The organism is Rhodanobacter sp. MP7CTX1, assembly GCF_014205795.1.
Classification (GTDB): Bacteria; Pseudomonadota; Gammaproteobacteria; order Xanthomonadales; family Rhodanobacteraceae; genus Rhodanobacter.
This window is the reverse complement of the sequence record NZ_JACHCN010000005.1, coordinates 48,731-73,282: the sequence shown is the minus strand read 5'-3', so window position 1 is coordinate 73,282 and position 24,552 is coordinate 48,731. Positions and strand designations below refer to the sequence as shown.

At 62.8% G+C, this 24,552-nt stretch carries 28 protein-coding genes and 1 riboswitch; of the genes, 23 read left to right on the top strand and 5 right to left on the bottom strand.

The window, feature by feature from the left end; genetic code table 11:
• The first annotated feature begins 44 nt into the window (after positions 1–44).
• From HDE77_RS08565 to HDE77_RS08555, 3 genes are all read left to right on the top strand, one after another.
• Positions 45–794, top strand: a complete 750-nt coding sequence (locus HDE77_RS08565; protein WP_184416759.1) for a hypothetical protein — start codon at positions 45–47, stop codon at positions 792–794.
• A 120-nt stretch (positions 795–914) separates the two neighbouring features.
• The gene (locus HDE77_RS08560) at positions 915–1,802 is read left to right on the top strand and encodes a glycosyltransferase family 2 protein (RefSeq protein WP_184416758.1); all 888 of its coding nucleotides are present in this window, start codon (positions 915–917) and stop codon (positions 1,800–1,802) included.
• A gap of 16 nt (positions 1,803–1,818) precedes the next feature.
• Positions 1,819–2,745: a DMT family transporter gene (locus HDE77_RS08555; protein ID WP_255482611.1), complete on the top strand. Its 927-nt coding sequence runs from the start codon at positions 1,819–1,821 to the stop codon at positions 2,743–2,745.
• 10 nt (positions 2,746–2,755) lie between these two features.
• Here HDE77_RS08555 and HDE77_RS08550 read toward each other — a convergent pair whose 3' ends face one another.
• On the bottom strand, positions 2,756–3,259 hold the full coding sequence (locus HDE77_RS08550) for a DUF2127 domain-containing protein (RefSeq protein WP_184416757.1): 504 nt from the start codon (positions 3,257–3,259) through the stop codon (positions 2,756–2,758).
• A 198-nt stretch (positions 3,260–3,457) separates the two neighbouring features.
• Here HDE77_RS08550 and def point away from each other — a divergent pair, with 198 nt between their 5' ends.
• The 4 genes from def (at position 3,458) to HDE77_RS08530 (ending at position 5,925) form a co-directional block, all read left to right on the top strand.
• Positions 3,458–3,997 (top strand): peptide deformylase, encoded by a 540-nt coding sequence (gene def / locus HDE77_RS08545; RefSeq protein ID WP_184416756.1) that lies wholly within the window; start codon positions 3,458–3,460, stop codon positions 3,995–3,997.
• 1 nt (position 3,998) lies between these two features.
• Positions 3,999–4,280, top strand: a complete 282-nt coding sequence (locus HDE77_RS08540) for a DUF427 domain-containing protein (RefSeq protein ID WP_184416755.1) — start codon at positions 3,999–4,001, stop codon at positions 4,278–4,280.
• 77 nt (positions 4,281–4,357) lie between these two features.
• Entirely contained in the window at positions 4,358–5,578 is a 1,221-nt protein-coding gene (locus HDE77_RS08535; protein ID WP_184416754.1) for an acyltransferase, read from the top strand.
• Between the two features lie 95 nt (positions 5,579–5,673).
• A complete protein-coding gene (locus tag HDE77_RS08530; protein WP_343206080.1) occupies positions 5,674–5,925 on the top strand; it encodes a hypothetical protein in 252 nt (83 codons plus the stop codon).
• A gap of 34 nt (positions 5,926–5,959) precedes the next feature.
• On the opposite strand, the gene pyrF is transcribed toward HDE77_RS08530, so the two are convergent.
• Together pyrF and ettA are read right to left on the bottom strand one after the other, a co-directional pair.
• Entirely contained in the window at positions 5,960–6,778 is an 819-nt protein-coding gene (gene pyrF, locus HDE77_RS08525) for an orotidine-5'-phosphate decarboxylase (protein WP_184416753.1), read from the bottom strand.
• A 147-nt stretch (positions 6,779–6,925) separates the two neighbouring features.
• Positions 6,926–8,587: an energy-dependent translational throttle protein EttA gene (gene ettA / locus HDE77_RS08520; RefSeq protein WP_184416752.1), complete on the bottom strand. Its 1,662-nt coding sequence runs from the start codon at positions 8,585–8,587 to the stop codon at positions 6,926–6,928.
• Between the two features lie 451 nt (positions 8,588–9,038).
• On the opposite strand from ettA, the gene glyA reads away from it, so the two are divergent.
• From glyA to HDE77_RS08460, 12 genes are all read left to right on the top strand, one after another.
• Complete coding sequence (gene glyA / locus HDE77_RS08515; RefSeq protein ID WP_184416751.1) at positions 9,039–10,292, top strand: serine hydroxymethyltransferase; 1,254 nt, start codon at positions 9,039–9,041, stop codon at positions 10,290–10,292.
• A gap of 10 nt (positions 10,293–10,302) precedes the next feature.
• Complete coding sequence (locus HDE77_RS08510) at positions 10,303–11,001, top strand: CTP synthase (protein ID WP_184416750.1); 699 nt, start codon at positions 10,303–10,305, stop codon at positions 10,999–11,001.
• Between the two features lie 2 nt (positions 11,002–11,003).
• Positions 11,004–11,525 (top strand): transcriptional regulator NrdR, encoded by a 522-nt coding sequence (gene nrdR / locus HDE77_RS08505; protein ID WP_184416749.1) that lies wholly within the window; start codon positions 11,004–11,006, stop codon positions 11,523–11,525.
• 26 nt (positions 11,526–11,551) lie between these two features.
• Positions 11,552–11,875: a hypothetical protein gene (locus tag HDE77_RS08500; protein WP_184416748.1), complete on the top strand. Its 324-nt coding sequence runs from the start codon at positions 11,552–11,554 to the stop codon at positions 11,873–11,875.
• Positions 11,872–12,963, top strand: coding sequence for a bifunctional diaminohydroxyphosphoribosylaminopyrimidine deaminase/5-amino-6-(5-phosphoribosylamino)uracil reductase RibD (gene ribD, locus HDE77_RS08495; RefSeq protein WP_255482610.1), 1,092 nt, complete (start codon positions 11,872–11,874; stop codon positions 12,961–12,963). Before HDE77_RS08500 ends, ribD begins: the two co-directional genes overlap by 4 nt.
• Positions 12,964–13,067: 104 nt before the next feature.
• Positions 13,068–13,275: riboswitch (FMN riboswitch) on the top strand.
• 130 nt (positions 13,276–13,405) lie between these two features.
• Positions 13,406–14,047 (top strand): riboflavin synthase, encoded by a 642-nt coding sequence (locus HDE77_RS08490; protein ID WP_184416747.1) that lies wholly within the window; start codon positions 13,406–13,408, stop codon positions 14,045–14,047.
• Positions 14,048–14,180: 133 nt separating this feature from the next.
• Positions 14,181–15,272, top strand: a complete 1,092-nt coding sequence (gene ribBA, locus HDE77_RS08485) for a bifunctional 3,4-dihydroxy-2-butanone-4-phosphate synthase/GTP cyclohydrolase II (RefSeq protein WP_184416746.1) — start codon at positions 14,181–14,183, stop codon at positions 15,270–15,272.
• Positions 15,273–15,455: 183 nt separating this feature from the next.
• Positions 15,456–16,403, top strand: coding sequence for a muramoyltetrapeptide carboxypeptidase (gene ldcA, locus HDE77_RS08480; RefSeq protein ID WP_184416745.1), 948 nt, complete (start codon positions 15,456–15,458; stop codon positions 16,401–16,403).
• 279 nt (positions 16,404–16,682) lie between these two features.
• Complete coding sequence (gene ribE, locus HDE77_RS08475; RefSeq protein WP_184416744.1) at positions 16,683–17,144, top strand: 6,7-dimethyl-8-ribityllumazine synthase; 462 nt, start codon at positions 16,683–16,685, stop codon at positions 17,142–17,144.
• A complete protein-coding gene (gene nusB, locus HDE77_RS08470; protein ID WP_184416743.1) occupies positions 17,144–17,596 on the top strand; it encodes a transcription antitermination factor NusB in 453 nt (150 codons plus the stop codon). The genes ribE and nusB overlap by 1 nt, the downstream gene beginning before the upstream one ends.
• Before the next feature lie 52 nt (positions 17,597–17,648).
• Positions 17,649–18,617 carry a thiamine-phosphate kinase gene (gene thiL, locus HDE77_RS08465; protein ID WP_184416742.1) on the top strand — a complete coding sequence of 323 codons (969 nt, stop codon included), beginning with the start codon at positions 17,649–17,651 and terminating at the stop codon, positions 18,615–18,617.
• A complete protein-coding gene (locus HDE77_RS08460; protein ID WP_184416741.1) occupies positions 18,614–19,138 on the top strand; it encodes a phosphatidylglycerophosphatase A in 525 nt (174 codons plus the stop codon). The genes thiL and HDE77_RS08460 overlap by 4 nt, the downstream gene beginning before the upstream one ends.
• 104 nt (positions 19,139–19,242) lie before the next feature.
• Here the strand turns inward: HDE77_RS08460 and HDE77_RS08455 are convergent, their stop codons facing one another.
• Positions 19,243–20,241, bottom strand: a complete 999-nt coding sequence (locus HDE77_RS08455; protein WP_184416740.1) for an NAD-dependent epimerase/dehydratase family protein — start codon at positions 20,239–20,241, stop codon at positions 19,243–19,245.
• Positions 20,242–20,331: 90 nt separating this feature from the next.
• On the opposite strand from HDE77_RS08455, the gene HDE77_RS08450 reads away from it, so the two are divergent.
• Positions 20,332–21,228, top strand: coding sequence for a LysR family transcriptional regulator (locus HDE77_RS08450; protein WP_184416739.1), 897 nt, complete (start codon positions 20,332–20,334; stop codon positions 21,226–21,228).
• 2 nt (positions 21,229–21,230) lie between these two features.
• Here HDE77_RS08450 and HDE77_RS08445 read toward each other — a convergent pair whose 3' ends face one another.
• Complete coding sequence (locus HDE77_RS08445; RefSeq protein WP_184416738.1) at positions 21,231–22,244, bottom strand: NAD(P)-dependent alcohol dehydrogenase; 1,014 nt, start codon at positions 22,242–22,244, stop codon at positions 21,231–21,233.
• A 140-nt stretch (positions 22,245–22,384) separates the two neighbouring features.
• Here HDE77_RS08445 and HDE77_RS08440 point away from each other — a divergent pair, with 140 nt between their 5' ends.
• From HDE77_RS08440 to HDE77_RS08430, 3 genes are all read left to right on the top strand, one after another.
• Positions 22,385–23,359, top strand: coding sequence for an aldo/keto reductase (locus HDE77_RS08440; RefSeq protein WP_184416737.1), 975 nt, complete (start codon positions 22,385–22,387; stop codon positions 23,357–23,359).
• A 205-nt stretch (positions 23,360–23,564) separates the two neighbouring features.
• On the top strand, positions 23,565–23,783 hold the full coding sequence (locus HDE77_RS08435) for a hemin uptake protein HemP (RefSeq protein WP_255482609.1): 219 nt from the start codon (positions 23,565–23,567) through the stop codon (positions 23,781–23,783).
• Between the two features lie 153 nt (positions 23,784–23,936).
• On the top strand, positions 23,937–24,527 hold the full coding sequence (locus HDE77_RS08430; protein ID WP_184416736.1) for a hypothetical protein: 591 nt from the start codon (positions 23,937–23,939) through the stop codon (positions 24,525–24,527).
• Positions 24,528–24,552 lie beyond the last annotated feature (25 nt).

The following is a 24,552-nucleotide window of genomic DNA, read 5'->3' as shown; positions in this document are numbered from 1 at the left end:
CTTCGTCGTAAGCGGCCATGACAAACGCTGGGCAGCGCTGAGTCATGGCCGTAAGCCTCATGCCGAGGTGGAAAGCCCTGTTGCTGGCCGCAGCATGGACTGCCTTGCTGGCACTGCTGCCCTGGTGGCTGGGCCTGCCGCTATTGCTCGCTCTGGCCGCGGCGGTGCTGTTGCTGCAGTACCGGCTGGCCGTCGAGCATGCAAGGTTGATTCGCCGCAGCCTGCGTTGGGGGCTGCCCGGCGTTTTGTTTGCACTGCAGCGCGCGTTGGGTGGGACTATCATCGCTTGGGGCGTGGCGTTGCTGGGCGCCCTGGTGGGATACACGCTGCTGGCCGGGTTGGAAGCATGGCTGGACAGGGATCTGCGTCGCGTATCGATGGCGACAGCCTCGGCCGAGTGGCCCGAGCTGGCCATGGCGCCGATCGGGCCGCTGGCGGAGATCATCGAATTGCAGCCGCCGGTCTGGCAGCTCGCGGATGAGCTTGCCGACCCGCAGGTTGGCCAGGCAGGTTATCGGCACGTCGTTTATGCGGACGGTGGCTATCGTTTTGCCGATGGCATGTCGATTGACGGTGTTGGTCCGCATGCCAACTTTAGTCCGCAGGGTCGCTGGTTGGTCATGCGCATGAACGACGACCGCGGTACCGTGTTGTGGGACCGAGAGTGCAACCAGCTGCACCGTCTGCGCGGCTGGCAGTTGTGCGGTTGGCATCATGAACAACCATGGCTGGCCAGACGTGAAGGCGAGATGCCGCTTGCGTTGAAGGTCGTGCTGGAGCAGGACGACGACTGATTGCGTGTCAGGCGCACACTGAGCGTTTCTGGGGTCTTGGCGGTCGTTTTGCCGATTATTCGGCCGATTATTTCGTAAAGCGAGGTTTTCCCTTTGCGCATCCTCGCGCATACTTGGGAGATGGATATTTCTGGCTTTCCCCGATCCCCGTTTTCGCTGGCGCTCAGCGTGATCGTGGTATCGGCTGACAGTGGATCGTCACTGCGCGAGTGTGTGCGTCGATTGCTGGCCAGCACGTTGTCGATGGAGCTGATCCTGGTCGACAACGCCTCCCTGGATGGTGTGCCGCCCGCGATAGAGCGGGCGCATGCACACGACGCGCGACTGAAAGTGATCTACAACCACAGGAATATCGGCTTCGGCCCGGCAGTGAACCTCGCGGCCAAGCAGGCCCATGGGCACGTGCTGCTGGTGCTCAATCCCGATTGCCTGTTGCAGGAGGAAGACCTGGAGCGACTGCTGGAGCTATCAGCAAGTCGGCCGAAAGCCGGGCTAATCGGTGCGGTAGTGTGCGACGACAATGGCCATCCCGACCCCGCTTCCTGGCGCCGTGACCCGCTGCTGCGGCGTTCGCTCAACAGCATGTTTGGGCTAGGTGGGGAGAAGGTCAACATGGAGCAGGCGATTCCTGCCGAAGTGATTGAAGTCGAAGCCGTGTCTGGTGCGTTGATGCTAATGACGCGCGAGATGTTCCAGCGCGTAGGTGGTTTCGACGAAGACTATTTCCTGCATTGCGAGGATCTGGACATCTGTCGGCGCGTGCGCGACATCGGTTATCAGGTGTTGCTGGCCGGTGATGTCCGTGTGCATCACGGCAAGGGTAGTTCCAGCCGCCATCGCCCAGTGTTTGTCAGTCGCTACAAACATGCTGGCATGTGGCGCTGGTTCCGCAAGTTCGATCCGGCTTCACGCAATCCGCTGCTCGCGGCGGTTGTCTGGCTAGGGATCTGGATACATTTTCTGCTGAAAATTCCCGGTCAGCTGTTGCGCCGGCTGCTACGTCGCTAACGTTGTATTCGTCGCGTTGAACGCATCATCGTCAAACCAGTCCCGACGGATTACCGCGCTGGCGACCCTTGGCCTGCTGGTGATGACCGCGGTGTGGGGCTCGACGTTCGTGTTGATCAAGGGCGTGGTCGCGCGCATGCCAGTCGCGGATTTCCTCGCCGTGCGTTTCGCGATTGCCGCGGTGGCGATGCTGCTGCTGTTCGCTGGGCCCGTCTGGCGGCTCGGCCGACGGCAGATCATGCGCGGCCTGCTGCTCGGCGTCATCTATGGTGCGGGGCAGCTGTTGCAGACGTGGGGTCTGTCCTTGATCGCGCCCAGCGTCAGCGGCTTTGTCACGGGCATGTATGTGGTGTTCACACCGATCCTCGCGATGCTGCTGCTGCGCCAACGCATGGCCGGGATCGTGTGGCTGGCGGTGCTGATGTCCACCGCGGGACTCGCACTGTTGTCACTCAATGGCGTTTCGGTCGATATCGGAGTGTGGCTAACGCTCGCCTCGGCGGCGCTGTACGGATTGCATATCGTCGGACTCGGACAATGGTCGCGTCCCGGCGAAGCGTTTGGCCTGTCGGCGGTGCAGATGGTGGCGATTGCGGTGGTCTGCCTGCTTGCCACGGTGCCGCACGGAGGTCCGCTGCTGCCACCCGATCGCAGTGCCTGGTTCGCCATCCTCTACATGGCGCTAGTCGCCGGCGCTGGGGCGATGCTGATGCAGACCTGGGCACAGTCACATCTGCCCGCCGCCCGCGCCGCGATCGTGATGACTACCGAACCCGTATTCGCCGCCGCCTTCGCGGTTGCGCTTGGCAGCGATGTGCTGACCTGGCGCATGCTCGTCGGTGGTGCGCTGGTGTTGGCCGCGATGTACCTGGTGGAACTGATGCCCCGGCGTGGCGAGGCGACCATCGAGTTGTCCGCCGAAGCGATTCATCACGAGGTTTGACGCTGTGGCGCTACGTCCGCTCAGCCTTCTCGTTGGCGCGCTCCGCCCGCGACTGCAGCGCGATGCGCACCAGATACCCGACGATGACGATGTTGCCCAGCAGTACGACCAACTTGATCCAGGTAAAGTGATGCACCGTCTCATACAATTCCAGTGGAACCAGTGAACCGGTCGCGATCACGGTGAACCATTCCGCCCAGTATTTGCGCATCCACAGACCGATGCCCTCGGTAGCGAAAATCGCCGCGTAGGCAAGCGCCACGATACCGATCGCGACGAACTTGCTCGGACCCATGCTTGTCAGCAGGTTGATCAGGCGCCAGCGCAAGCTGTTGCTGTCGGTCAGGGAAAGGTGTTCCAGCCAGTGCACCAGCCGTTCGAAGTTCTGCGTCCGGTCCAGATGGAAAGCCGCGGTGGCGACCAGGATCAGGCCGACCGTCTTCACTGCCTTGTAGATTGCGATGACGCGCAGGCCGACGCTATGCCGCGATGCGCGCTTCGGGGTGGGCGTCATGGAAGCGGCGCTCGAGGTATCTGGCATGGTCGGGGTTGCGAATCTGGGCCTTGATGATGCCAGAGTCGCCGGGCTCGGCGCGCGGGTCAATGCCGCAGGCATGACGGGCGTAATGCTTTCATTACGCGACATCGGGCACGCTTGCTTCTGTCCGGTGTGGCCATACGTCGGAATCAGCGATCCACCAACGAGGCGTCCATGATCCGTGAAATCCTGAAGATGGGTGACGAGCGCCTGCTGCGCATCGCACCGCTGGTGCCTGACAGCATGGTCGGCAGCGCCGAACTGGATGCGTTGATCGCCGATATGTTCGAGACCATGGAGGCGGCCGAGGGCGTCGGCTTGGCTGCGCCGCAGATTGGCGTTGACCTGCAGCTGGTGATCTTTGGCTTCGACAACTCCGAGCGGTATCCCGACGCGCCGGCGGTGCCACGAACGATCCTGCTCAATCCGGTGATCACACCGCTGTCGCAGGACATGGAAGAGGGCTGGGAAGGCTGCCTCTCCGTGCCTGGCCTGCGTGGTGCGGTCAGCCGCTACAGCCTGATCCGCTACGAGGGCATCGATCCTCAGGGCGTGCGTATCGAACGTACCGCCGAGGGTTTCCATGCACGCGTGGTGCAGCACGAATGCGATCACCTGATAGGCCGGCTGTACCCCTCGCGGATCACCGACTTCAGCAAGTTCGGCTATACCGAGGTGCTGTTTCCGGGGCAGGACATGACGGGAGACGAATGATATGCGCGCGCTGTGGAACAACGTCGTACTGGCCGAGAGCGACGACACCGTCGTGGTCGAGGGCAACCACTATTTTCCGGCCGATTCGCTCAAGCGCGAATACTTTCGCAACAGCGATCACCACTCCATTTGCCCATGGAAAGGCACGGCCAGTTATATGGATGTCGTCGTCGGTGACGACGTGAATGCCAATGCCGCCTGGTATTACCCGACCCCCTCGGAGAAGGCCATGCAAATCAAGGACAGGTTCGCTTTCTGGCACGGGGTTGAAGTGCAGGCCTGAGCGCCGTCGCGCGCGCTGAGGTTGTTCCGCGTGCACCGATTCACCGATGATGTGGCATTCCACGGAGTGCCATCGAGATGCGGTCAACCGAATCGAGCCTGCCCGGGGCGGTGAACGCGCAACGCGACGAGCGCAACCCGGGCATCGACCTGTTGCGTGGCATCTCGATTCTGCTGGTGGTGTTGCACCACACCGGTTTGCGCATTCCGCTTAAGCACACAGCGCTCGCCGGCTTCCTGCCGCGAGGGCTGCTGGATGGCCTGAACTACAACGGCTACGAAGCGGTGTTCGTGTTCTTCGTGATCTCCGGCTTTCTGATCACCGGCAATACGCTCAAACGCTGGGGCAGTCTCGATCGCATCGACGTCAAGGCGTTCTATGCACGTCGCTTCGCCCGCATCGTGCCATGCCTGCTGTTGCTGGTTGTCGTGCTCAGTGAACTGCATTTGCTGGGTTTCGACGACTACGTGATCAACCGTGCCGGCCAGTCGTTGCCGCGCGCCATCATCGCGGCGCTCGGTCTGCACTTGAACTGGTACGAAGGGCATACCGGTTATCTGCCCGGCAACTGGGATGTGCTGTGGTCGTTGTCGATCGAGGAGGTTTTCTACATCGGCTTTCCGATTGTCTGTTTGCTGACCCGGCGCGTGTGGGTCCTCGTACCGCTGCTGGTACTTCTTGCCCTGTCACTGCCGGCGACGCATGCGGCCCTCGCAGACAACGAAATCTGGCAGGAGAAAGCTTATTTGCCGGGGATGGCTGCGATCGCCACCGGCGTGCTCGGTGCACTTCTGACAGCACGCTGGGCTGCGTGGCCGCCGCGGACGATCGCGCTGCTGGGTTGGCTTGGCGTCATCGGGCTGGGCGCCGTGATGCTGGATGGCAGCGCGCTATGGCACCTGTTGCATGATGGCTACATGCTGGTGCTGACGTGGTCGGCGCTGTGCCTGGTTCTCGCCACCACGCGGCGTCGGGCTCGCGGCGGCTGGTCGGCCATGCGCGGACTGGGCTGGCTTCGATCATTCGGCCGGCTCAGTTACGAGATCTACCTGACTCACATGTTCGTGGTGTATGCCATCGTGCGGTTGTTCAAGGCCGCCGGCAGCGACATCGGTCTTGGCTATTTCTGGTATGTGCCAGCCGTGCTGGTCAGCTGGCTGCTGGGCATGCTGGTGGCGCGCCTTGTTTCGATTCCCAGCGACCGAGCGTTGCGTAGGATGCAGCTGAAGCCGGTCGTTCAATCTGAACGTCGCGACCTGATGAATGTCGAAGCCGTGGTTGCCGGCGGTGAACGCTGAAGTGCGAAAGACATGGCGTCATGCGCAGAAAACAATCGCTGAACCCTACCTAGCGTAAGCTGCAGTTGGGCGGATATCCGCTCGGGAGAGGTTCGGTGAAGAAAGAAGATGAAACGCACGTGCAGATCGTCTCCGCGGATATCAGTTCGGAATCGCTCAGTGGCATGGTGATTTTTCGGCCGCATTACGTATCCCGTGCGGGTCGTAACGTGCCTGAAGCTACGAAGGTCGGGAACTGGTATGCGTTGCGACCGAGTGAGGTACGCAGCTTTGCGCGCGCATTGCTGGACGCGGCCGATTCGATGGATCTGAAGTCAAAGATGCTGCAGGCGTCGAAGACGGCTTAGTTGACCGAATCGGTAGCACTGACGCGCAACGCGCTCAGTCCTGCCGGTAGCGATTGATCGTGTCGCGCAATTCCTGGGTAGCGCTGCGGGCAGCCGCGGCGAACGCTTCGTCATTGCCGGCATACAGGATCGCCCGCGAGGAACTGATCAGAAGGCCGCTGCCATTAGCGCTGCGGCCGTTGCGCACGACAGCCGCGACATCGCCACCCTGCGCGCCGATGCCGGGCACCAGCAGCGGCATATCGCCGATCAGTGCGCGCACTTCACCCAGTTGTTCCGGCCAGGTCGCGCCGGTGACCAGCGCGCAGTTGCCGTTCGTATTCCAGTCACGAGCAATCATCTGCGCCACGTGCTGGTACAGCGGCTTGCCGCCCACGTCGAGATCCTGCAGGTCGGCGGCGCCCGGATTCGATGTGTGGCATAGCAGGATCACACCTTTGTCGGCGCGATCGAGAAACGGCTGCACCGAATCGCGTCCAAGGTAGGGATTCAGGGTGACCGCGTCGGCCTGATAGCGATCGAACGCTTCGCTGACGTAATGCTGCGCCGTTGATCCGATGTCGCCACGCTTGGCGTCCAGGATCACCGGCACGCCCGCATGCTTTGCATGAATATGTGCAATCAGTCGTTCCAGCGCGTCTTCCGCACGCAGCGCGGCGAAGTGCGCGATCTGCGGCTTGAATGCGCAAACCAGATCGGCGGTGGCGTCCACGATATCGCGGCAGAACTCGAATACTGCGTCCGGTCGGTCGCGCAAATGCGCCGGAAACTTCGCCGGCTCCGGATCGAGCCCCACGCAGACCAGTGAGTTGTTGCGCTGCCAGGCTGCTTGCAGTGACTGCATGAAACTCATCGTGGTCTCCGGTCGGTTTTCCCTTCTCCCCTCGGGAGAAGGTGCCCCGCAGGGGCGGATGAGGGTTCAAGGCTTGCACCGACGTTGGTACGAAGCCGAACCCTCACCCCAGCCCTCTCCCAAGGGGAGAGGGGGTTCAGGCAGGCATCAAGCCAGCTTCTTGTACTTCACCCGATGCGGCTTCGCGCCTTCCTCGCCGAGACGACGCTTCTTGTCGGCTTCGTACTCGTTGTAGTTGCCGGGGAAGAATTCGACGTGCGAGTCGCCTTCGAACGCGATGATGTGCGTGGCGACGCGGTCGAGGAACCAGCGGTCATGCGAGATCACCATCACGCAGCCGGGGAACTCCAGCATCGCGTCTTCCAGCGCACGCAGGGTTTCCACGTCCAGATCGTTGGACGGCTCATCGAGCAGCAGCACGTTGCCGCCTTGCATCAGCGTCTTGGCCAGGTGCAGGCGACCGCGCTCACCACCGGACAGGCTGCCGACAAGCTTCTGCTGATCGGTGCCCTTGAAATTGAAGCGGCCGATATACGCACGCGACTGCAGCTCGTAGCGACCGATGGTGATGATGTCGGCGCCGCCGGACACTTCCTGCCACACGTTTTTCTTCGCATCGAGGTTGTCGCGCGACTGGTCGACGTAGGCCAGCTGTACGGTATGGCCAAGTTTCACTTCGCCTGCGTCCGCCGTCTCCACGCCGGTGATCAGCTTGAACAGCGTCGATTTACCGGCACCGTTGGGGCCGATCACGCCGACGATGGCACCCGGTGGCACCTTGAACGACAGGTCGTCGATCAGCAGGCGATCGCCGAACGACTTGCTGACGTTCTTGAACTCGATCACTTCCTGGCCCAGGCGCTCGCCCGGCGGGATATAAAGTTCGTTCGTCTCGTTGCGCTTCTGGTACTCGACCGAGTTCAGTTCCTCGAAACGGTTGATACGCGCCTTGCCCTTGGACTGACGGCCCTTGGCAGCCGAGCGCACCCATTCAAGTTCACGCGCGAGCGCTTTCTGACGGCCCTTTTCGGCGGATTCTTCGCGCGCCAGGCGCTCGCCTTTCTGTTCCAGCCACTCGGTGTAGTTGCCTTTCCACGGAATGCCGCGACCGCGGTCGAGTTCGAGGATCCACTCGGCGGCGTTGTCGAGGAAGTAACGGTCATGCGTGACCGCGACCACCGTGCCGGGATAGTCGTGCAGGAATTGCTCGAGCCAGTCGACCGACTCGGCATCCAGATGGTTGGTCGGCTCGTCCAGCAGCAGCATGTCCGGCTTGGACAGCAGCAGGCGGCAGAGCGCCACGCGGCGCTTCTCACCACCGGACAGCGGGCCGATCTTCGCGTCCCACGGCGGCAGGCGCAGTGCGTCGGCGGCGACTTCCAGCTGACGCTCCAGCGCATGCGCGTCGTTCGCGGCAAGCAGGTTCTCAAGCTTCTGCTGCTCGATCGCGAGCTTGTCGAAATCGGCGCCTTCTTCGGCATAGGCGGCGTAGATTTCATCCAGTCGGACTTGCGCGTCGAGGATCTCGGCCACGCCTTCCTCGACCGCTTCACGCACGGTCTTCTCCGGATCCAGCTGCGGCTCCTGTGCCAGGTAGCCGATCTTGGTGCCCGGGTTGGCGCGCGCCTCGCCCTGGAAGTCGGTGTCCACGCCGGCCATGATCTTCAGCACGGTGGATTTGCCCGCGCCGTTGACGCCGAGCAGGCCGATCTTCGCGCCGGGGAAGAAGGACAGCGAGATGTCCTTGATGATCTGGCGCTTCGGGGGGACGATTTTGCTGACCCCGTTCATGGTGTAGATGTACTGCATGCGCGCTCTCAATCTAAAGGAAGTCTGCGGGCCACTGGGGGCGCGGCCCGGCAAGGAAAAAAAGGAATACCCCTGATTATCGCCGATCGGCCCCCTGGCCGCCATGGCAGACCCATGACAAAGGCGCCGTTTGGGCCCGGATCGGCCCGCGCTGTGCGTTTCACGGTCGTAGAGCGATCTGCTGTGAAGCCGGCTGCGGACATATCGGCCGCCGGCAGTCGTTCAGCCTGGTCCGGGACACTTTGGGCATGGCGACGCCGGGTAGTCCGGTCAGCTGCTTTTAGGGCCAGGCCGCAAGCGCGCCAGGCACCTTGTGGCTCCGATGCGCGCGCCAACCGGCCGCACGAGTTCGTGGCCGTGCGACAGCGCCCAAGCGGCACAGGTGGCCGCAAACCCCCAGCGGGGCTACACTTTGAGGCTTCAACCCCGCTCGCTACCCGTAGAGGCCAGGATGTTTTCGAAGAACGACACGATCGCCGGTTATGACGACGAACTGGCCAAGGCCATCGCCGATGAAGGTCAGCGCCAGGAGGATCACGTCGAACTGATCGCTTCGGAAAACTATGCCAGCCGGCGGGTGATGGAAGCGCAGGGCTCCAAGCTCACCAACAAGTACGCCGAAGGTTATCCGGGCAAGCGCTACTACGGTGGCTGCGAATACGTCGATGTTGCCGAGAAGCTGGCGATCGAGCGCCTGAAGCAGTTGTTCGGGGCAACCTATGCGAACGTGCAGCCGCACTCCGGCTCGCAGGCGAATCAGGCGGTGTACTTCGCACTGCTCAATCCGGGCGACACGATCCTCGGCATGAGTCTCGCGCATGGCGGTCATCTCACGCATGGTGCCAAGGTCAACATCTCCGGAAAGTTGTTCAACGCCGTGCAGTACGGCGTCGACGCCGACGGCCTGATCGACTATGACGAGGTGCAGCGCCTTGCCACCGAGCACAAGCCGAAGATGCTGGTCGGCGGCTTCAGTGCCTACTCGCAAGTGGTCGACTGGGCGCGCATGCGCCAGATCGCCGATTCAGTCGGTGCGATCTTCTTCGTCGACATGGCGCACGTCGCCGGCCTGATCGCTGCGGGTGTGTATCCGAGCCCGTTGCCGCACGCTCACGTGGTGACGTCGACCACCCACAAGACCCTGCGTGGGCCGCGCGGCGGCATCATCGTCGCGAAGGACGCTGGCGAAGAGATCGAGAAGAAGTTGCAGTCGGTTGTATTCCCCGGTATCCAGGGTGGCCCGCTGATGCATGTGATCGCGGCCAAGGCAGTGGCGTTCAAGGAAGCGTTGGAGCCTGAGTTCAAGGCCTACCAGACGCAGGTCGTGAAGAACGCCAAGGCGATGGCGAAGACCTTCATGGATCGCGGCTACAAGATTGTCTCCGGCGGCACCGAGAACCACCTGATGCTGGTCGACATGATCGGCAAAGATGTCACGGGCAAAGATGCGGAAGAGGCACTCGGCAAGGCACACATCACGGTCAACAAGAACGCGGTGCCGAACGATCCGCGCAAGCCGTTCGTTACCTCCGGCCTGCGCGTGGGTACGCCGGCCGTCACCACCCGCGGCTACAAGGAAGCGGACGTGATCGAGCTGACGAACTGGATCTGCGACGTGCTGGATGCGCCGGGCGATGAGGCCGTGATCGCTAGAGTGCGCGACAACGTCACGGCACAGTGCAAGAAGTTTCCGGTGTACGGCTGAGCCTGCCAGCATGCACTCGCTGCAGATCGGACTGATCGGCGACCGCAACGACGACGTGGTCGCCCATCGCGCCATTCCGCTGGCACTGGGGATGGCGGCCGAAGCTTGCGGTGTGGAAATCGAGCCGATCTGGGTGCCCACCGACGAGGTCGGCAACGGTGCCGCGTTGGCGGAGTTCGATGGCCTCTGGTGCGTTCCGGCCAGCCCCTATCGCAGCATGGATGGCGCGCTCACAGCGATTCGCGTCGCGCGCGAGCGGCATGTACCGTTCCTCGGTACCTGCGGCGGCTTCCAGCACGCGGTGATCGAATATGCGCGCAATGTTCTGGGCTGGGCCGATGCCGAGCACGCTGAAACCTCACCGGAAGCATCGCGTCAGGTGATCGTGCCGCTGCTGTGCTCGCTGGTCGAAGTGACTGCTGCGGTGAACCTGGTTGAGGGTTCGCGTCTGGCGCAGGCTTATGGCGTCAGCTCGATCGTCGAGGGTTATCACTGCAACTATGGCCTGAGTTCCGATTTCCGCGCAGCGCTTGCCGATGGCCCGTTGCGGATCGATGCCGTGGATGATGCCGGCGACGTTCGCGGGATCGAACTGGATGACCATCCGTTCTTCGTTGCCACGTTGTTTCAGCACGAACGTGGTGCGTTGCAGGGGCGCTTGCCGCCGGCAGTGCGTGCTTTTGCACAGGCGATGATCGACACTCACTGAGTATGCATTGTCCCTTCTGCCAGCACGAAGACACCCGCGTGATCGATTCACGCCTCACCGAGGACGGTGGCACGGTGAGGCGTCGGCGCGAGTGCCCGCAATGCAGCGAGCGTTTCAACACCTTCGAGACGGCCGAACTGAAGCTGCCGACGATAGTGAAGAGTGGTGAGCGGCGCGAGGTCTTCGACGAGCGCAAGTTGCGGGTGAGTTTCGAGCGCGCGTTGCAGAAGCGGCCGGTGGCCACTCAAGATGTGGACAGTGCCGTGCGCACCATCATCAACGACCTGCGCCGCAGTGGCGAGCGCGAAGTATCTTCGCGCCAACTCGGCGAGCTGGTGATGCGCGAGCTGAAAAATCTGGATCAGGTCGCTTACGTGCGGTTCGCCTCGGTCTACCGCAAGTTCGAGGATGTGCACGCGTTCCGCGAGGAAATCGAAAAGCTCGAACGCGATCTGCCCGGGCTGGAAAACCTGCAGCTGTCGCTGCTCGGCGAAACGGTGACTACCCGCGGCAAGAAGAGCTGATCGGCTCGCACCACGAAGGAGGGAGCGTGTTCGTAGCCATCTATCGCTGGCGCCTGCAAGCTGGGCTCGAGCAGGACTTCATTGCGAACTGGCAGCGGATCACGGCACTCGGGCTCGCCGCGGGCTCGGGTGGCTCCAGTCTGTTCAAGGGCCCCGATGGTCGCTGGGTGGCCATTGCGCGGTGGCCTTCGCGTGAGGCACGCACGAGCTTCTTCGCGCAACTAACGAGGGATGATTCCGACTCCGCCATGCGTGAACGGGCGCGTCTAGCCGTGCTCGAATCTTTTCCGGAGGAGGAGCTGGAATCAGCTCTGGATATGTCGACTTCCATGCCAGGTCTTGCTTCATGAGTGCCTTCAGCGGGATCGATCACGCACATATGGCGCATGCGCTGCGTCTGGCCGAACGTGGTCTCTACACCACCCAGCCGAATCCGCGTGTCGGTTGTGTCATTGCGCATGGTGACGAAGTTGTCGGTGAAGGCTGGCATCAGCGCGCCGGCGAACCGCATGCAGAAGTGTTCGCGTTGCGTCAGGCGGGTGAGCGCGCGCGCGATGCAACCGCTTATGTAACGCTGGAACCTTGCGCGCATCACGGTCGTACGCCGCCCTGTGCGGACGCACTGATCGCCTCCGGCGTGGCCCGCGTGGTGATCGCCGCCGAAGATCCTTTCCCGCAGGTAGCTGGACGCGGCATCGAGAAACTTCGCGCCGTCGGGATAGCGGTGGATATCGGTTTGATGCGCGAGGCTGCACGCGAGCTCAACATCGGCTTCTTCAGTCGCATCGAACGTGGTCGTCCCTGGCTGCGCGTGAAGCTGGCGATGAGCCTGGATGGCCGCACCGCGCTGGCCAATGGCGAGTCGAAATGGATCACCGGCGAGGCCGCCCGCGCCGATGTGCAACGGTGGCGCGCGCGCAGCTCGGCAATTCTCACGGGGAGCGGCACCGTGCTGGCCGACAATCCGCAGTTGACCGTGCGCCTGCCGCAGGGCGAGGCGTTCACTCCCGCATTGCGGGTCGTATTGGATCGCCAGCTGCGCACCCCGGTGGGCAGCCACGTGCTCGATGGTTCGGCGCCGACATTGCTGCTGCACGCATCAGGGGTCGATCCGGATCATCGTTTCCAGCACGTTGAATGTGCGTCAGTGGCGGAGCAAGACGGTGCGCTCGACCTGTCGGCGGCACTTACGCTTCTGGCCGAACGTGGCTGCAACGAAGTCCACGTAGAAGCTGGCCCTACGCTTTGCGGCGCCCTGTTCGCTGCTGGCCTGGTCGATGAATTGCTGATCTATGTCGCTCCACTCCTGCTCGGCGACAGTGCGCACCCATTGCTGCACTTGCCCACGCTTGGCGACATGGCCGAGCGCTGGCAGCTGCGTCCGGTCGAGCAGCGTCAACTCGGCAACGACTGGCGACTGCGGCTGCGCCCGCCCTGAGCGTGGACTGTGCGCAACGGTGAACACTGCATTTCCGTGTACGCCGCGAGCTAGCCCGGGCGTCGGTGCTAGACTGCCCGGGCCGGCTTGGCCGGCATTACCAATAGCGTCTTCAGGGCGGGGCGAAATTCCCCACCGGCGGTAGGTTGAAGGGGTGACCCGACAACGAGCCCGCGAGCGCCTCGGCCCGATCCTGATGGAGTCCCATCCTGATGGGACAGAACGAGGGTCAGCAGATCCGGTCCGATGCCGGAGCCGACGGTTGGAAGCTGGCGACAGCTTCCTCAAAGTCCGGATAAAGAGAAGACGGTCGAATGCGCGGCCTCGGTGGCGTGCGTCGACCTTATGCCTTGGGGCGTTTTCGCATGGTCCAGCATGGGAAACGTTTCATGAAATCCTTTCAGGCAATCCGTGGCATCACCCTCTCGCGGGAGGTGTGCTGATGTTCACCGGCATCATCCAGTCTGTCGGCCGCATGGTGCGGCTTGAACCGCGCGGCGGTGACGTGCACCTGGTCGTCGATACGGCCGAACTTGATCTCAGCGATGTGCAGTTGGGCGATTCGATCGCCGTCTCTGGCGTGTGCCTCACGGCAGTAACGCTGGAAGCGCGCGGCTTCAGTGCCGACGTGTCCAACGAAACACTGTCGCTGACCACGCTGGGCAAGCTCAAGGCCGGCGATCCAGTGAATCTGGAGAAGGCACTGCGACTGGCTGACAGGCTCGGCGGCCATCTGGTCTCCGGCCATGTCGATGGTCTCGGCAAAGTTGTCTCGATCACTCCGGATGGCCGTTCGCAACGCTGGACGTTCGAGGTATCCGCAGCACTGGCACGCTACATCGCCGCCAAGGGCTCGGTGTGCATCGATGGCACCAGCCTTACCGTCAATGAAGTGGCCGGCCAGCGATTTGGCGTCAACCTGATCCCGCATACGGTCGAGCACACGGCGTTCCATGCGCGGCGTGTCGGTGACGCGGTGAATATCGAAGTCGACGTGATCGCGCGCTATGTCGAGCAACTTTTACGCGCTGGTGAGGCACCCAAGCTGGATGAGGCGTTCCTCAAGCAGCACGGGTTCGCCTGATTAACTCCACTCCCATCGGGAGAGGTGAAGGTTCGGGCGCGCCGACCGTTTCGCGCTGACCGAACCCTCATCCGCCTCTTCGAGGCACCTTCTCCCAAGGGGAGAAGGGAAACGTCACCATACGGACACACCCATGAGCTTCAACACCATTCCCGAAATCCTCGAAGACATCCGCGCTGGCCGCATGGTGGTGATCCTCGATGACGAGGATCGCGAGAACGAAGGCGACCTGATCATGGCTGCCGAGAAGGTGCGCGCGGAGGACATCAACTTCATGGTGCGCGAGGCGCGCGGGCTGGTCTGCGTCACGCTGACCGAGCAGCGCACGCGTCAGCTCGGCCTGAAGCCGATGGTCAGCGACAATACCTCGGCCTACCACACCAATTTCACCGTCTCGATCGAAGCGGCAGAGGGCGTCACCACGGGTATCTCCGCGCACGATCGCGCGCGCACGATCCAGGTCGCCGTTCAGCGCGATGCCAAGCCGCAGGACCTGAGTCAGCCAGGCCACATCTTTCCGCTCACCGCGCAACCCGGTGGTGTGCTGACTCGCGCCGGACATACCGAGGCCGGTTGTGATCTTGCCGCACTGGCGGGGCTGGAGCCGTCGGCGGTGCTGATCGAGGTGCTGCACGAGGACGGCTCGATGGCCCGCCGCCCTGAACTGGAACTGTTCGCGCAGAAGCACGGCTTGAAGATCGGCTCGATCGCCGACCTCATCCGCTATCGCCTGGAAACCGAAAAGACCGTCCAGCGCGTACACGAAGAAGACGTGCAGACCGAGTTCGGCAGCTTCCGCCTGGTGGCCTATCGCGACGTGATTCGCCGAGGCCTGCACTTCGCGCTCGTGCGCGGCACGATCGACGATGGTGCGCCGGTCCTGTCGCGCGTGCATGTGCGCAACACCTTGTCCGACGTGCTGCATCTGCAGCGCGATGACCTTGGACTCACCGTGACTTCGGCGCTGCGCCGGATCGCCGACGAGGGTCGCGGCGTGCTGCTGGTGCTGTCCGGCGAAGACACGCCAGAAGCGTTGCTGGCGCGGCTAAACCGCCAGCCCAGCACGCAGCCGCCGGAAGAAGCGCAGCAGCAGGAGTGGCGCCAGCTCGGCCTCGGCGCGCAGATGCTGGGCGATCTGGGCGTGCATCGACTGCGCGTGCTTGGCACGCCACGCAAGCTGGTCGGCCTGGCCGGTTTCGGGCTCGAAGTGGTGGAGTACGTCTGATCCCTTGCCCCTCTGGGAGCAACTCACTTGTGGGAGCGACTTCAGTCGCGATGCTCTTCTCGAGCCCGTCGCGACTGAAGTCGCTCCCACAAGACCAGAATCTACGCCCGCCGGCGCCACACCCAGGCCATGGCGAAGTCGCTCCGTTTCCGCATAATCAGCCGTCCTCCACTGGCAAAGCCCATGTCCCAAACGCATGTCCGTCTGATCGCCCCTTCCGGTTATCCACACGATCGCGAAGCGATGACGCGCGGTGTGGCGCGACTGCGCGAAGCCGGTTGTGTAGTGAGCGGGCTGGAAGTGCTTGATCGCAACGAGCAGCGTTACGCCGGCAGCGACGCCGAGCGGGTGGCCGACATCAATGCATTGGCGACATTGCCGTCGTTGCCGGACATCGCGCTGGCCATTCGTGGCGGCTACGGCGCAACGCGGTTGCTGGAGCACCTGCACTACGACGCGCTGCGCGAGCGCTTGGCCAGTAATAGCACCGTGTTGGTCGGGCATAGCGATTTCACCGCCCTGCAGATGGCACTGTTCGTGCGTAGCGGGCTGGTCACCTTTGGCGGCCCGATGCTGGGCCCGGATTTCGGCGCCGAAATCGCCAACGAGCGCTCCCTGCAGCATTTCTGGGACACCGTGGGGTCGCCACAGTCGCAGGCAAGCTGGACCACCGGCGACGAGGCGGACATCGACGTGGAGGGGCCGCTATGGGGCGGCAACCTGGCGATGTTGTGCAGCCTGCTTGGCACCTCCTATTTTCCCGGCGTCGATGGTCGCGGGATCGACGGCGGCATCCTGTTCGTCGAGGACATTGGCGAACCGCCGTTCCGGATCGAACGATTGCTGTATCAGTTGCATCTGTCCGGTGTACTGGGTCGCCAGCGCGCGCTGTTGCTGGGCCATTTCAGTCATTGCCGCCCAACCGGTTACGACAACGGTTACGGTCTGACGGACGGTTTTGCGCAACTGCGTCGCGTGACGGACATCCCGGTTATCGACGGGCTGCCATTCGGTCACGAGCCGGACAAGTTCACCCTGCCTTTTGGTGTTCCCGCGCGGTTGCGGGTTTCCGGTGGGCGCGCGCAGCTGGACTTCAGCGGCTATCCGCATCTGGCTGCTTGGGAGCAATGAACGACGGCTCCCTCGCCGCCGGTTTTGCTCCTCCCTCTGATTGCCGGGGGAGGTAGGGAGGGGGTGGCGCTCTAGATTGAGGGTCAAGAGCGACCCCACCCCCGCCGCGTCCCCTGCAAGCAGAGGAGGGAGCACAGCGGGAGCACAGCAGGGAGCGGGGCAGAGAGCAAGGCTGCGTGCGGGGCTCAGGCCAATGGTGGCCTGCCGCAAGCAGGAGTTTGGGCAAACCCGTAAAATAAGCGGCCCGAATGGGCTTGTCGCCTACAGGAACAGCAATCCATGAAGATCATCGAAGGCGATTTCGCCACGCCGAAAGGCCGTTTTGCCATCGTCGCCGGCCGTTTCAACGGCTTCGTCGTGGAGCCGCTGGTGGCTGGTGCGCGTGATGCGCTGGTACGCCACGGAGTGAAGGACGACGCGATCGAGTTGATCCGCGTGCCGGGCGCATGGGAAATCGCGCTGGCCGCGCACAAGTTGGCGAACTCCGGTAAATACGTGGCGGTGATCGCGCTGGGTGCCGTGATTCGCGGCTCTACTCCGCATTTCGACTTCGTAGCCGGTGAATGCGCCAAGGGTCTGGCACAAGCCGCCTACAGTTCCGGTGTGCCGGTGGCGTTCGGCGTGCTGACCACCGACAGCATCGAACAGGCGATTGAGCGCTCCGGTACCAAGGCCGGCAACAAGGGTGCCGATGCAGCGATCGCAGCGCTCGAGATGGTCAATCTGTACGGGAAGCTTTAATGAGCCAGCATCCGCAGGGCCTCGATCTTGCCGCGCGTTCACGCGCTCGGCGTCGCGCACTGCAGGCGCTGTATGCGTGGCAGCTGAGCGGCAGTCACATGAACGCGGTGATCGACCAGTTCCGCCACGAGCAGGACATGGAAGTCGCCGATCTCGAATATTTCGAAGACTTGCTACGCGGCGTGGAGACCAACGTCGCCACGCTGGACGAATCCCTGCGTCCGCATATCGATCGCGAGGTTTCGCAGATCGATCCAATCGAACGTGCCGTGCTGCGATTGGCTGCGTACGAACTGAAGTACCGTCCGGATGTGCCATACCGGGTAATCATCAACGAGGCGATCGAAGTCACCAAGCGCTTCGGTGCCGACCATGGCCACAGCTACGTCAACGGCGTGCTGGACAAGCTGGCGGTTGACCTGCGTTCGGTCGAGAAACAGCACGGTCGCTGAGTGACGTTGCGGCAAGGTATTGTTTGCGGATCAACTGCCAGCCCGGAGCGTCATGGAATTCCGACTGATCGAGCGCATCCGCGAACTGACGGCGCAACCTCGCGACGATGTGCGGATCGGCATTGGCGACGATGCTGCCGTGTTGGCGGTGCCGCCGGGGCAGGAACTGGTGGTGGCGATCGATACGCTGGTCGATGGCGTGCATTTCCCGCGAGGCACGGCGCCGGTAGATATTGGCTGGAAGGCGCTGGCCGTGAATCTGTCCGATCTCGCAGCGATGGGCGCCACGCCTGCATGGGCGCTATTGGCGCTGACGCTGCCTGATGCGGATCCCATTTTCGTCGATGGATTCGCGGAAGGTTTTTCACGGCTGGCGCAACCGCATCGACTGGCGCTGGTCGGTGGTGACACCACCCGCGGACCGCTGAGCATCAGCGTGGCCGTGCATGGCTTCGTGCCACCCGGTCAGGCACTCACGCGAGCCGGCGCGCGAGTTGGCGATCTGGTGCTGGTCACCGGCACGCTGGGCGATGCCGCCGCTGGACTGCATGCGTTGCAGAATCCATTGCATGGTGACGACCCCCGCGCCAGCTTGCGCGACTTCCTGATCGCGCGGCTAAACCGTCCTACGCCACGACTGGCTGCCGGTGCCGCGTTGCGAGGGCAGGCGAATGCATGCATCGATATCTCCGATGGCCTGCTCGCGGACCTGGGACATATCTGCACCGCCAGTGGCGTCGGTGTGGAAATCGAGGCTGCCCTGCTGCCACGTTCATCGGCACTGCTGGACTTGTACGACGAGACCAGCGCGCTGCACTTTGCGCTGAGCGGCGGTGACGATTACGAGCTTTGTTTCAGCGTGCCCGCGCAGCGACTCGCCGAGGTGCAGTCGGATCTTTCCCGGCTCGGTTGTGGCGTCACCAAGATCGGCCGCGTCGTGGAAGGCGACAGCGTCCGTGTGCGTGGCACCGACAACGCATGGCTCGCGACCGACCATCGGGGCTGGGAGCATTTCGCTTGAACCCGAAGAAGTATCTGAGTCCCGAACAGCGCCTAGCGCTGTTGGCAACGCCTGCCGGTTGGCTGGCTTGCGGTTTCGGTTCGGGCCTGACGCCCGTCGCGCAGGGCACGTTCGGTTCGCTGGCGGCGTTGCTGCCATGGTTGGCGCTGCGCGAGCTGTCGCTGCCCGTCTATCTGGTCGTGTTGCTGCTCGGCTTTGCCGTGGGCGTGTGGGCGTGCAACGTTGCCGGGCGCGCGGTCGGCGTGGATGATCACCGCAGTCTGGTGTGGGATGAATTCATCGGCCAGTGGATCGCGCTGATCCCGCTGCTGATTCCTGCGCTACTCCCGGACAGCGGTGTCAGCTGGTGGATGTTGCTCGCCGGTTTCGCGCTGTTTCGTCTATTCGATGTATGGAAGCCATGGCCGATTCGCTGGCTGGATCGGCATCTCAAGGGCGGTATGGGCGTGATGGTCGATGACGTGGTTGCCGGCGTGTTTGCTGCGGTCGTGCTTGGGTGTTTACTGCGCGTTGTGGTTTAGGAGATGTACGTCCGTTTCGTTTTCCGGGCTCGGGTGAATTGAGCAGAGCAAACACCGGGCGATCGCGGTGATTTGATGTTGGGCATCACTGCGTTCAGCCCAACCTACGCGTTTCGATGAAGCTGTCGCGGGTTGCCTGGCTCGGCGGCAACGTTGTCCAGGCAATGCAGGCCGAGCAGGGTCTCGCGGGTTGCTTGATCCAGGCTGGTATGTGGTTCTGTTCCGAGCAGGCTGACCAGCTTGCGGTTGTCCAGTTGTAGCGGCTGCTTCCAGAGATAGTGCATCTCGCGCAGTTCGCGGAAAAGCGTCACGAACGGGGAGGCGAGTGTCACGAGCCACCAGGGGAAACTCCGCACGGAGAGCTGCGGATTGCCCACGGCATGTCGAATGGCATCCGCCATGGTGTTGCCATCTACCCAGTGGCCAGCGAAGTGGAAGCGTTCAAACACAGCCAGTTCGCTCTCGCGCTCCAGCAATCGCGCCACGGTTTCACCGACGTCCGGCAGATATGCCCAGGCGTGGCGCAAGTCTCGGCGGCTTGGGTAGGTCATCGAGCGCACCGGCTTTCCCGGTTTCACCATGGCCGCAAACCAGTTGTTCCCGGCATGCGGGCCGAAGAAGTCGCCGCAGCGCAGGATCAACGAACGCACACCCTCTTGCGCTGCCTGTTCCAGACGACGTTCCATTTCCACCCGGATCGCACCCTTGCGGGTCAATGGTCGCTGTGGCGAGGTTTCGCCCAACAATGGAAAAGCGTCCGGTCCAAAGTTGTATACGGTGCCGGGCAACACGATTCGCGCACCGGCCGAACGGGCTGCGGCAATGGTGTTGTCGAGCATCGGCAGTACAAGCTTGTTCCAGTCGCGGTAGCCGGGTGGATTTACCGCGTGGACGATGACCTTGACACCGCGTGCCGCCTGCGCCACATCAGCGGCATTCATTGCGTCGCCGGCACGCCATTCGATGTTCGTTGCCAGGTTGGGTCGCTTCGTATCGCGCACCAACCCGCGCACCATCCAGCCGCGGCGCAGTAGTGCGGCGGCGATCTCGCCGCCTGAACCACCAGTGGCTCCGATGACGAGGGCTGTACGTGGGTTGTTCATGCCGTTCTCCTGCTCAAGGTGAGATCAGGATGGTCCTTTCCGGCATAAATGAGAATTCGCCATAAGCGAACTTTTGCTATACATATATGCATGGCCAAGAGCGAACCCGGTTGGGAGCTGTATCGATCCTTTCTCGCGGTCGTGCGCGAGGGAAGCCTCTCCGCCGCGGCACGCACGCTGGGCATGACTCAGCCCAGCCTCGGGCGTCATGTCAGGCAACTCGAAGCGGATCTCGGCGTGGCCCTGTTCACTCGTTCGCCACAAGGGTTGACGCCTACCGACCTTGGTGAAGAACTGGCTACTCACGCGCAGGCGATGCTTGCGGCATCCGCTTCGCTGCGCCGTGCCGCTTCAGGTAGCAATCACGAAGTGCGCGGAGTGGTGCGCATTACCTGCAGCGAGGTCATTGGCGCTGAAGTACTGCCACCGATCCTGGCGGACTTCCGACAGCACTATCCCGGCATCGTGATCGAGCTGTCGCTCTCCAATCAGAACGAGGATCTGCTGCGCAAGGATGCGGATATCGCCGTGCGCATGTTGCGTCCCGTCCAGGCAGCGCTGGTGGCGCGCCACATCGGCAAGATCCCGCTGGGCCTGTACGCGCATCGCCGCTATCTGAAAGCGCATGGCCAGCCGCAGGCGCTGGTCGATCTGACGCAGCACGCGATCATTGGCTTCGACCGCGAAACACCTGCGCTGCGTGCGGTGCTAGGCAAGCTGCCGTTTGGGCGCGAAGATTTCGCGCTGCGTAGCGACAGCGATCTGGCGCAACTGGCGGCGATCCGTGCCGGTTACGGTATGGGTGTCTGCCAGCAACAGATCGCACGACGTGATCGCAACCTGGTGCCTGTGCTGCCAGAAGCATTCAAGTTCGATCTCGATACGTGGCTGGTGATGCACGAGGATCTCAAGACGAGTCGTCGCACGCGCCTGCTGTTCGATCATCTGGCACAAGCGCTGTTGGTCTATGTGGGTGTTGTCGACTAGCTCTACGCATTCGCCTCCAGCACGACGCGATAGCGTGCCTTGCCAGCTTCCAGATGGGCGAGTGCTTCGTTGGCCTTGCTCATCGGGAACATCTCGATCTCCGGGCGCACGTCGTGGCGCGCGGCGAACCTGAGCATGCGGGCAATGTCCACGGGAGAGCCGCTGGGCGAACCGGACACATCGCGTTGACCCAGGATCAGCGTGAATGCTGGCACCGGGATTGGTTCCAATACCGCGCCGACCACGTGCATGCGGCCCTTCGGCGCCAGCGTGCCGAGCAGCGCATTCCAGTCCATGTTTGCATTGACGGTCACCAGCAGCAGATCGAGCGTTCCAGCAATCGCGTTGATCGCATCGGGATCGCGGCTGGCAACGACGTGGTGTGCGCCGAAGCCGCGTGCTTCATCGGCCTTGCTGGCGGTGGAGGTAAACGCGGTGATGTCGCAGCCCCACGCGGCGGCAAACTTGATCGCCATGTGGCCAAGGCCCCCGATGCCGACCACGCCGACACGTGCGGTCGGCGAGATGTTGTAGGCAAGGAACGGTTTGAGCACGGTGATGCCGCCGCAAAGTAGCGGGCCGGCGCTGGCGCGATCGATCCCGTCCGGCAATGGAACCGTCCATGCCCAGTGCGCGCGCACCTTGTCAGCGAAACCTCCGAGATGGCCTCCTGCCGTCGGGATCAACGACGCACACAGATGGTTGTCGCCGGACAGGCATTGCTGGCAGTGCATGCAGGTGGCAGCGGTCCAGCCGATGCCGACGCGCTGGCCGATGACCAGACCTTTGGTTTGTTCGCCCAGTGCCACCACACGCCCGATGACTTCATGTCCCGGGATGAAGGGGTATTTGGAAATGCCCCATTCGTTGTTGATCAGTGACAGATCCGAATGGCAGACGCCGCAGTACTCGACGCTTACCTCGACTTCTTCGGCGCCGAGGGCGCCAACGTCAAACGTTTTCTGCTCGAGCGGTTGATGAGGGGCGATGGAGGCCCAGCCCTGGATCTTCGACATGGCGAACTCCGGCTTCGGGAAAGAGCACCAGATTACGCCGATGTGCAGACGCCGACATCAGCATAGACGCAAATGACGATTGGACGCGGTACCACCGGTGTTGGCATGCTGGGCGTCTTCCCCCTGAGAGGAGCGTCCCCATGCTGTATCGCCGCCTTGGCAAGACTGGTCTGCAAATATCCGCGTTGTCGTTTGGCGCCTGGGTCACGTTCGGCAAGCAGGTGGGCCGAGCACAGGCACGCGACTTGCTTGCGCTCGCCCACGACCGCGGCGTCAATTTTTTTGACAACGCGGAGGTCTACAACAAAGGCGTGGCCGAGCAGGTGATGGGCGACGTGCTCGCCGACCTGCGTTTCCCGCGCGACAGCTATTGCGTGTCGAGCAAGGTTTTTTTTGGCTCGGCGGAAAATCCGCTGCCAACCCAGCGCGGTCTGTCGCGCAAGCATGTGATCGAGGCCTGCCAGCAAGCGCTGCAGCGTTTGCGCGTCGACTATCTGGATCTGTATTTCTGTCATCGGCCGGATCCCGATACACCGATCGAGGAGACAGTAGCGGCGATGGATACGCTGATCCGTCAGGGCAAGGTGCTGTACTGGGGCACCAGCGAATGGCCGGCCGAGGCGATCCACGAAGCGCACCGCATCGCGCGCGAAAATCATCTGTACGCACCAGTGGTCGAGCAGCCGCAGTACAACCTGCTGCACCGCGAACGGGTGGAGCAGGAATATGCGCCGTTGTACGAAGCGTATGGCATGGGCACCACGATCTGGTCGCCGCTGGCGTCGGGTTTGCTGAGCGGCAAGTACAACGATGGCATCCCAGCCGATTCGCGCCTGGCACAGCCCGGTTACGAATGGCTGCGCGAGGACGTGCTGGGCAAGGGCGACGAGCGCCTCGGCAAGGTGCGCGCCCTGCAGTTGATTGCGGCCGAGTTGGGCGTCCCACTGACCCAGTTGGCGATCGCCTGGTGTCTGCTCAATCCACATGTTTCCACGGTGATGCTCGGCGCCAGCCGGGTTGAGCAGCTGGAACAGAATCTGGGGGCGCTGGAGGTGCTGCCGCGTCTGGATGTGGCAGTCGTCGAGCGTATCCAGCGAGCTATTCAAACGACCTGAGGTGCTCTGAGTAAGTACGAACGTTACCCGGCTCGTCATTCCAGCGAAGGCAGGAACCCAGGGACCTCGAAGCCACTGGGTTCCTGCCTTCGCAGGAATGACGGGCAAAGGGCAGTTGTCGAGATTAGTCACAGGGGCCGCGGACAGTTGACACTTAAATGAGAATCATTATCATCTAAGTCACTGCCTTCCTGCGGAGCCCGTCATGCCAACGCCCATGCCCACGCCCATTCTGTCCGTGATACCGATGCACGCATCGCTGCGGCGACCGACGCTGGAGCCAGTGGCGTCCGCGGCCGCGGCCGCGCGGCGTGTTTCCAGTCAGTCGTTGCTGGAAGGGGGGCGCGAGCTGGTGATCCAGCATCAGGGCAGCGAATACCACCTGCGCCTGACCCGCAACGACAAGCTGATCCTGACCAAGTAGAGCCATTGGCCAGGAAGTCATCGTTGAGTTCGGGCATCCGAGGCGCGCATTCATGACGAGGTTGTTGTGGCCATCCCGCGTATTCCATCGCTGCTGCCGCGAATGCAATTCGTCCCGTGGTACCCGCGGACCGAGAACCGCCGGAGGTGATCGATGTTCAGCCGCTTAGCCACTGGCAAGTTCCACAGCCTGCATGTCAGCGTGCCCGCAACAAGACGGCGCTGTTGGCGAGTCTCGCCTGCCATGCTGCTGCGTTATTTGTCTCCGCTGGGTAGCGTGCTGTATCTGCCCATGCAGTTACGTGCGTCGGCCATCGAGGAAATCCCGCGCGGTCTGTTGGTCGAGAACATGCAACTGGCGCCGTTGCTGCAAACACACTACCTGGTAGCAGCCAGCACCATCACCAGCGAGGGCCCGCGCGAGTGGATCGAATGCGTTGATCGGCACGGCCATCTGCTCGCGCGGTTGTATCTGCTGCCGGATACCGACTACCTCGCGTGGGATGCGCTGCCGGCCGGCGCCGAAGCGATGACGATGTCGACGACCGCTTCGATGCAAGCGCGCTGGCCACGGAACACCCGCTCGGTCAGTGCGCATCTGCTGCGTTTCCACTGGCGACAACTCGCCGGCCTGGACGTGCTGGGCGCTGAAGTCGCCACGCAGGTTTCCATCTTGAGCCGGCATCTGGTGGGGCAGGTGGTCGGTGCTGAAGCGCTGTCCTTACAGCCCACGCCTGACGAGTGAATGGGCTGCGCGGACGGCCGTCCGG

Excerpts from the sequence above, each read along its gene's own strand:
- pyrF (WP_184416753.1), bottom strand. The coding sequence starts at position 6,778 with ATGAGTTTCATGCAGTCACTGCAAGCAGCCTGGCAGCGCAACAACTCA.
- HDE77_RS08510 (WP_184416750.1), top strand. The coding sequence starts at position 10,303 with ATGCACTCGCTGCAGATCGGACTGATCGGCGACCGCAACGACGACGTG.
- HDE77_RS08430 (WP_184416736.1), top strand. The coding sequence starts at position 23,937 with ATGTTCAGCCGCTTAGCCACTGGCAAGTTCCACAGCCTGCATGTCAGC.
- def (WP_184416756.1), top strand. The coding sequence starts at position 3,458 with ATGATCCGTGAAATCCTGAAGATGGGTGACGAGCGCCTGCTGCGCATC.
- HDE77_RS08490 (WP_184416747.1), top strand. The coding sequence starts at position 13,406 with ATGTTCACCGGCATCATCCAGTCTGTCGGCCGCATGGTGCGGCTTGAA.
- glyA (WP_184416751.1), top strand. The coding sequence starts at position 9,039 with ATGTTTTCGAAGAACGACACGATCGCCGGTTATGACGACGAACTGGCC.
- ettA (WP_184416752.1), bottom strand. The coding sequence starts at position 8,587 with ATGCAGTACATCTACACCATGAACGGGGTCAGCAAAATCGTCCCCCCG.
- ldcA (WP_184416745.1), top strand. The coding sequence starts at position 15,456 with ATGTCCCAAACGCATGTCCGTCTGATCGCCCCTTCCGGTTATCCACAC.
- HDE77_RS08450 (WP_184416739.1), top strand. The coding sequence starts at position 20,332 with ATGGCCAAGAGCGAACCCGGTTGGGAGCTGTATCGATCCTTTCTCGCG.
- HDE77_RS08455 (WP_184416740.1), bottom strand. The coding sequence starts at position 20,241 with ATGAACAACCCACGTACAGCCCTCGTCATCGGAGCCACTGGTGGTTCA.
- HDE77_RS08540 (WP_184416755.1), top strand. The coding sequence starts at position 3,999 with ATGCGCGCGCTGTGGAACAACGTCGTACTGGCCGAGAGCGACGACACC.
- HDE77_RS08535 (WP_184416754.1), top strand. The coding sequence starts at position 4,358 with ATGCGGTCAACCGAATCGAGCCTGCCCGGGGCGGTGAACGCGCAACGC.
- HDE77_RS08445 (WP_184416738.1), bottom strand. The coding sequence starts at position 22,244 with ATGTCGAAGATCCAGGGCTGGGCCTCCATCGCCCCTCATCAACCGCTC.
- HDE77_RS08560 (WP_184416758.1), top strand. The coding sequence starts at position 915 with ATGGATATTTCTGGCTTTCCCCGATCCCCGTTTTCGCTGGCGCTCAGC.
- nusB (WP_184416743.1), top strand. The coding sequence starts at position 17,144 with ATGAGCCAGCATCCGCAGGGCCTCGATCTTGCCGCGCGTTCACGCGCT.
- ribBA (WP_184416746.1), top strand. The coding sequence starts at position 14,181 with ATGAGCTTCAACACCATTCCCGAAATCCTCGAAGACATCCGCGCTGGC.
- HDE77_RS08435 (WP_255482609.1), top strand. The coding sequence starts at position 23,565 with ATGCCAACGCCCATGCCCACGCCCATTCTGTCCGTGATACCGATGCAC.
- ribD (WP_255482610.1), top strand. The coding sequence starts at position 11,872 with ATGAGTGCCTTCAGCGGGATCGATCACGCACATATGGCGCATGCGCTG.
- ribE (WP_184416744.1), top strand. The coding sequence starts at position 16,683 with ATGAAGATCATCGAAGGCGATTTCGCCACGCCGAAAGGCCGTTTTGCC.
- thiL (WP_184416742.1), top strand. The coding sequence starts at position 17,649 with ATGGAATTCCGACTGATCGAGCGCATCCGCGAACTGACGGCGCAACCT.
- HDE77_RS08565 (WP_184416759.1), top strand. The coding sequence starts at position 45 with ATGGCCGTAAGCCTCATGCCGAGGTGGAAAGCCCTGTTGCTGGCCGCA.
- HDE77_RS08550 (WP_184416757.1), bottom strand. The coding sequence starts at position 3,259 with ATGACGCCCACCCCGAAGCGCGCATCGCGGCATAGCGTCGGCCTGCGC.
- nrdR (WP_184416749.1), top strand. The coding sequence starts at position 11,004 with ATGCATTGTCCCTTCTGCCAGCACGAAGACACCCGCGTGATCGATTCA.
- HDE77_RS08440 (WP_184416737.1), top strand. The coding sequence starts at position 22,385 with ATGCTGTATCGCCGCCTTGGCAAGACTGGTCTGCAAATATCCGCGTTG.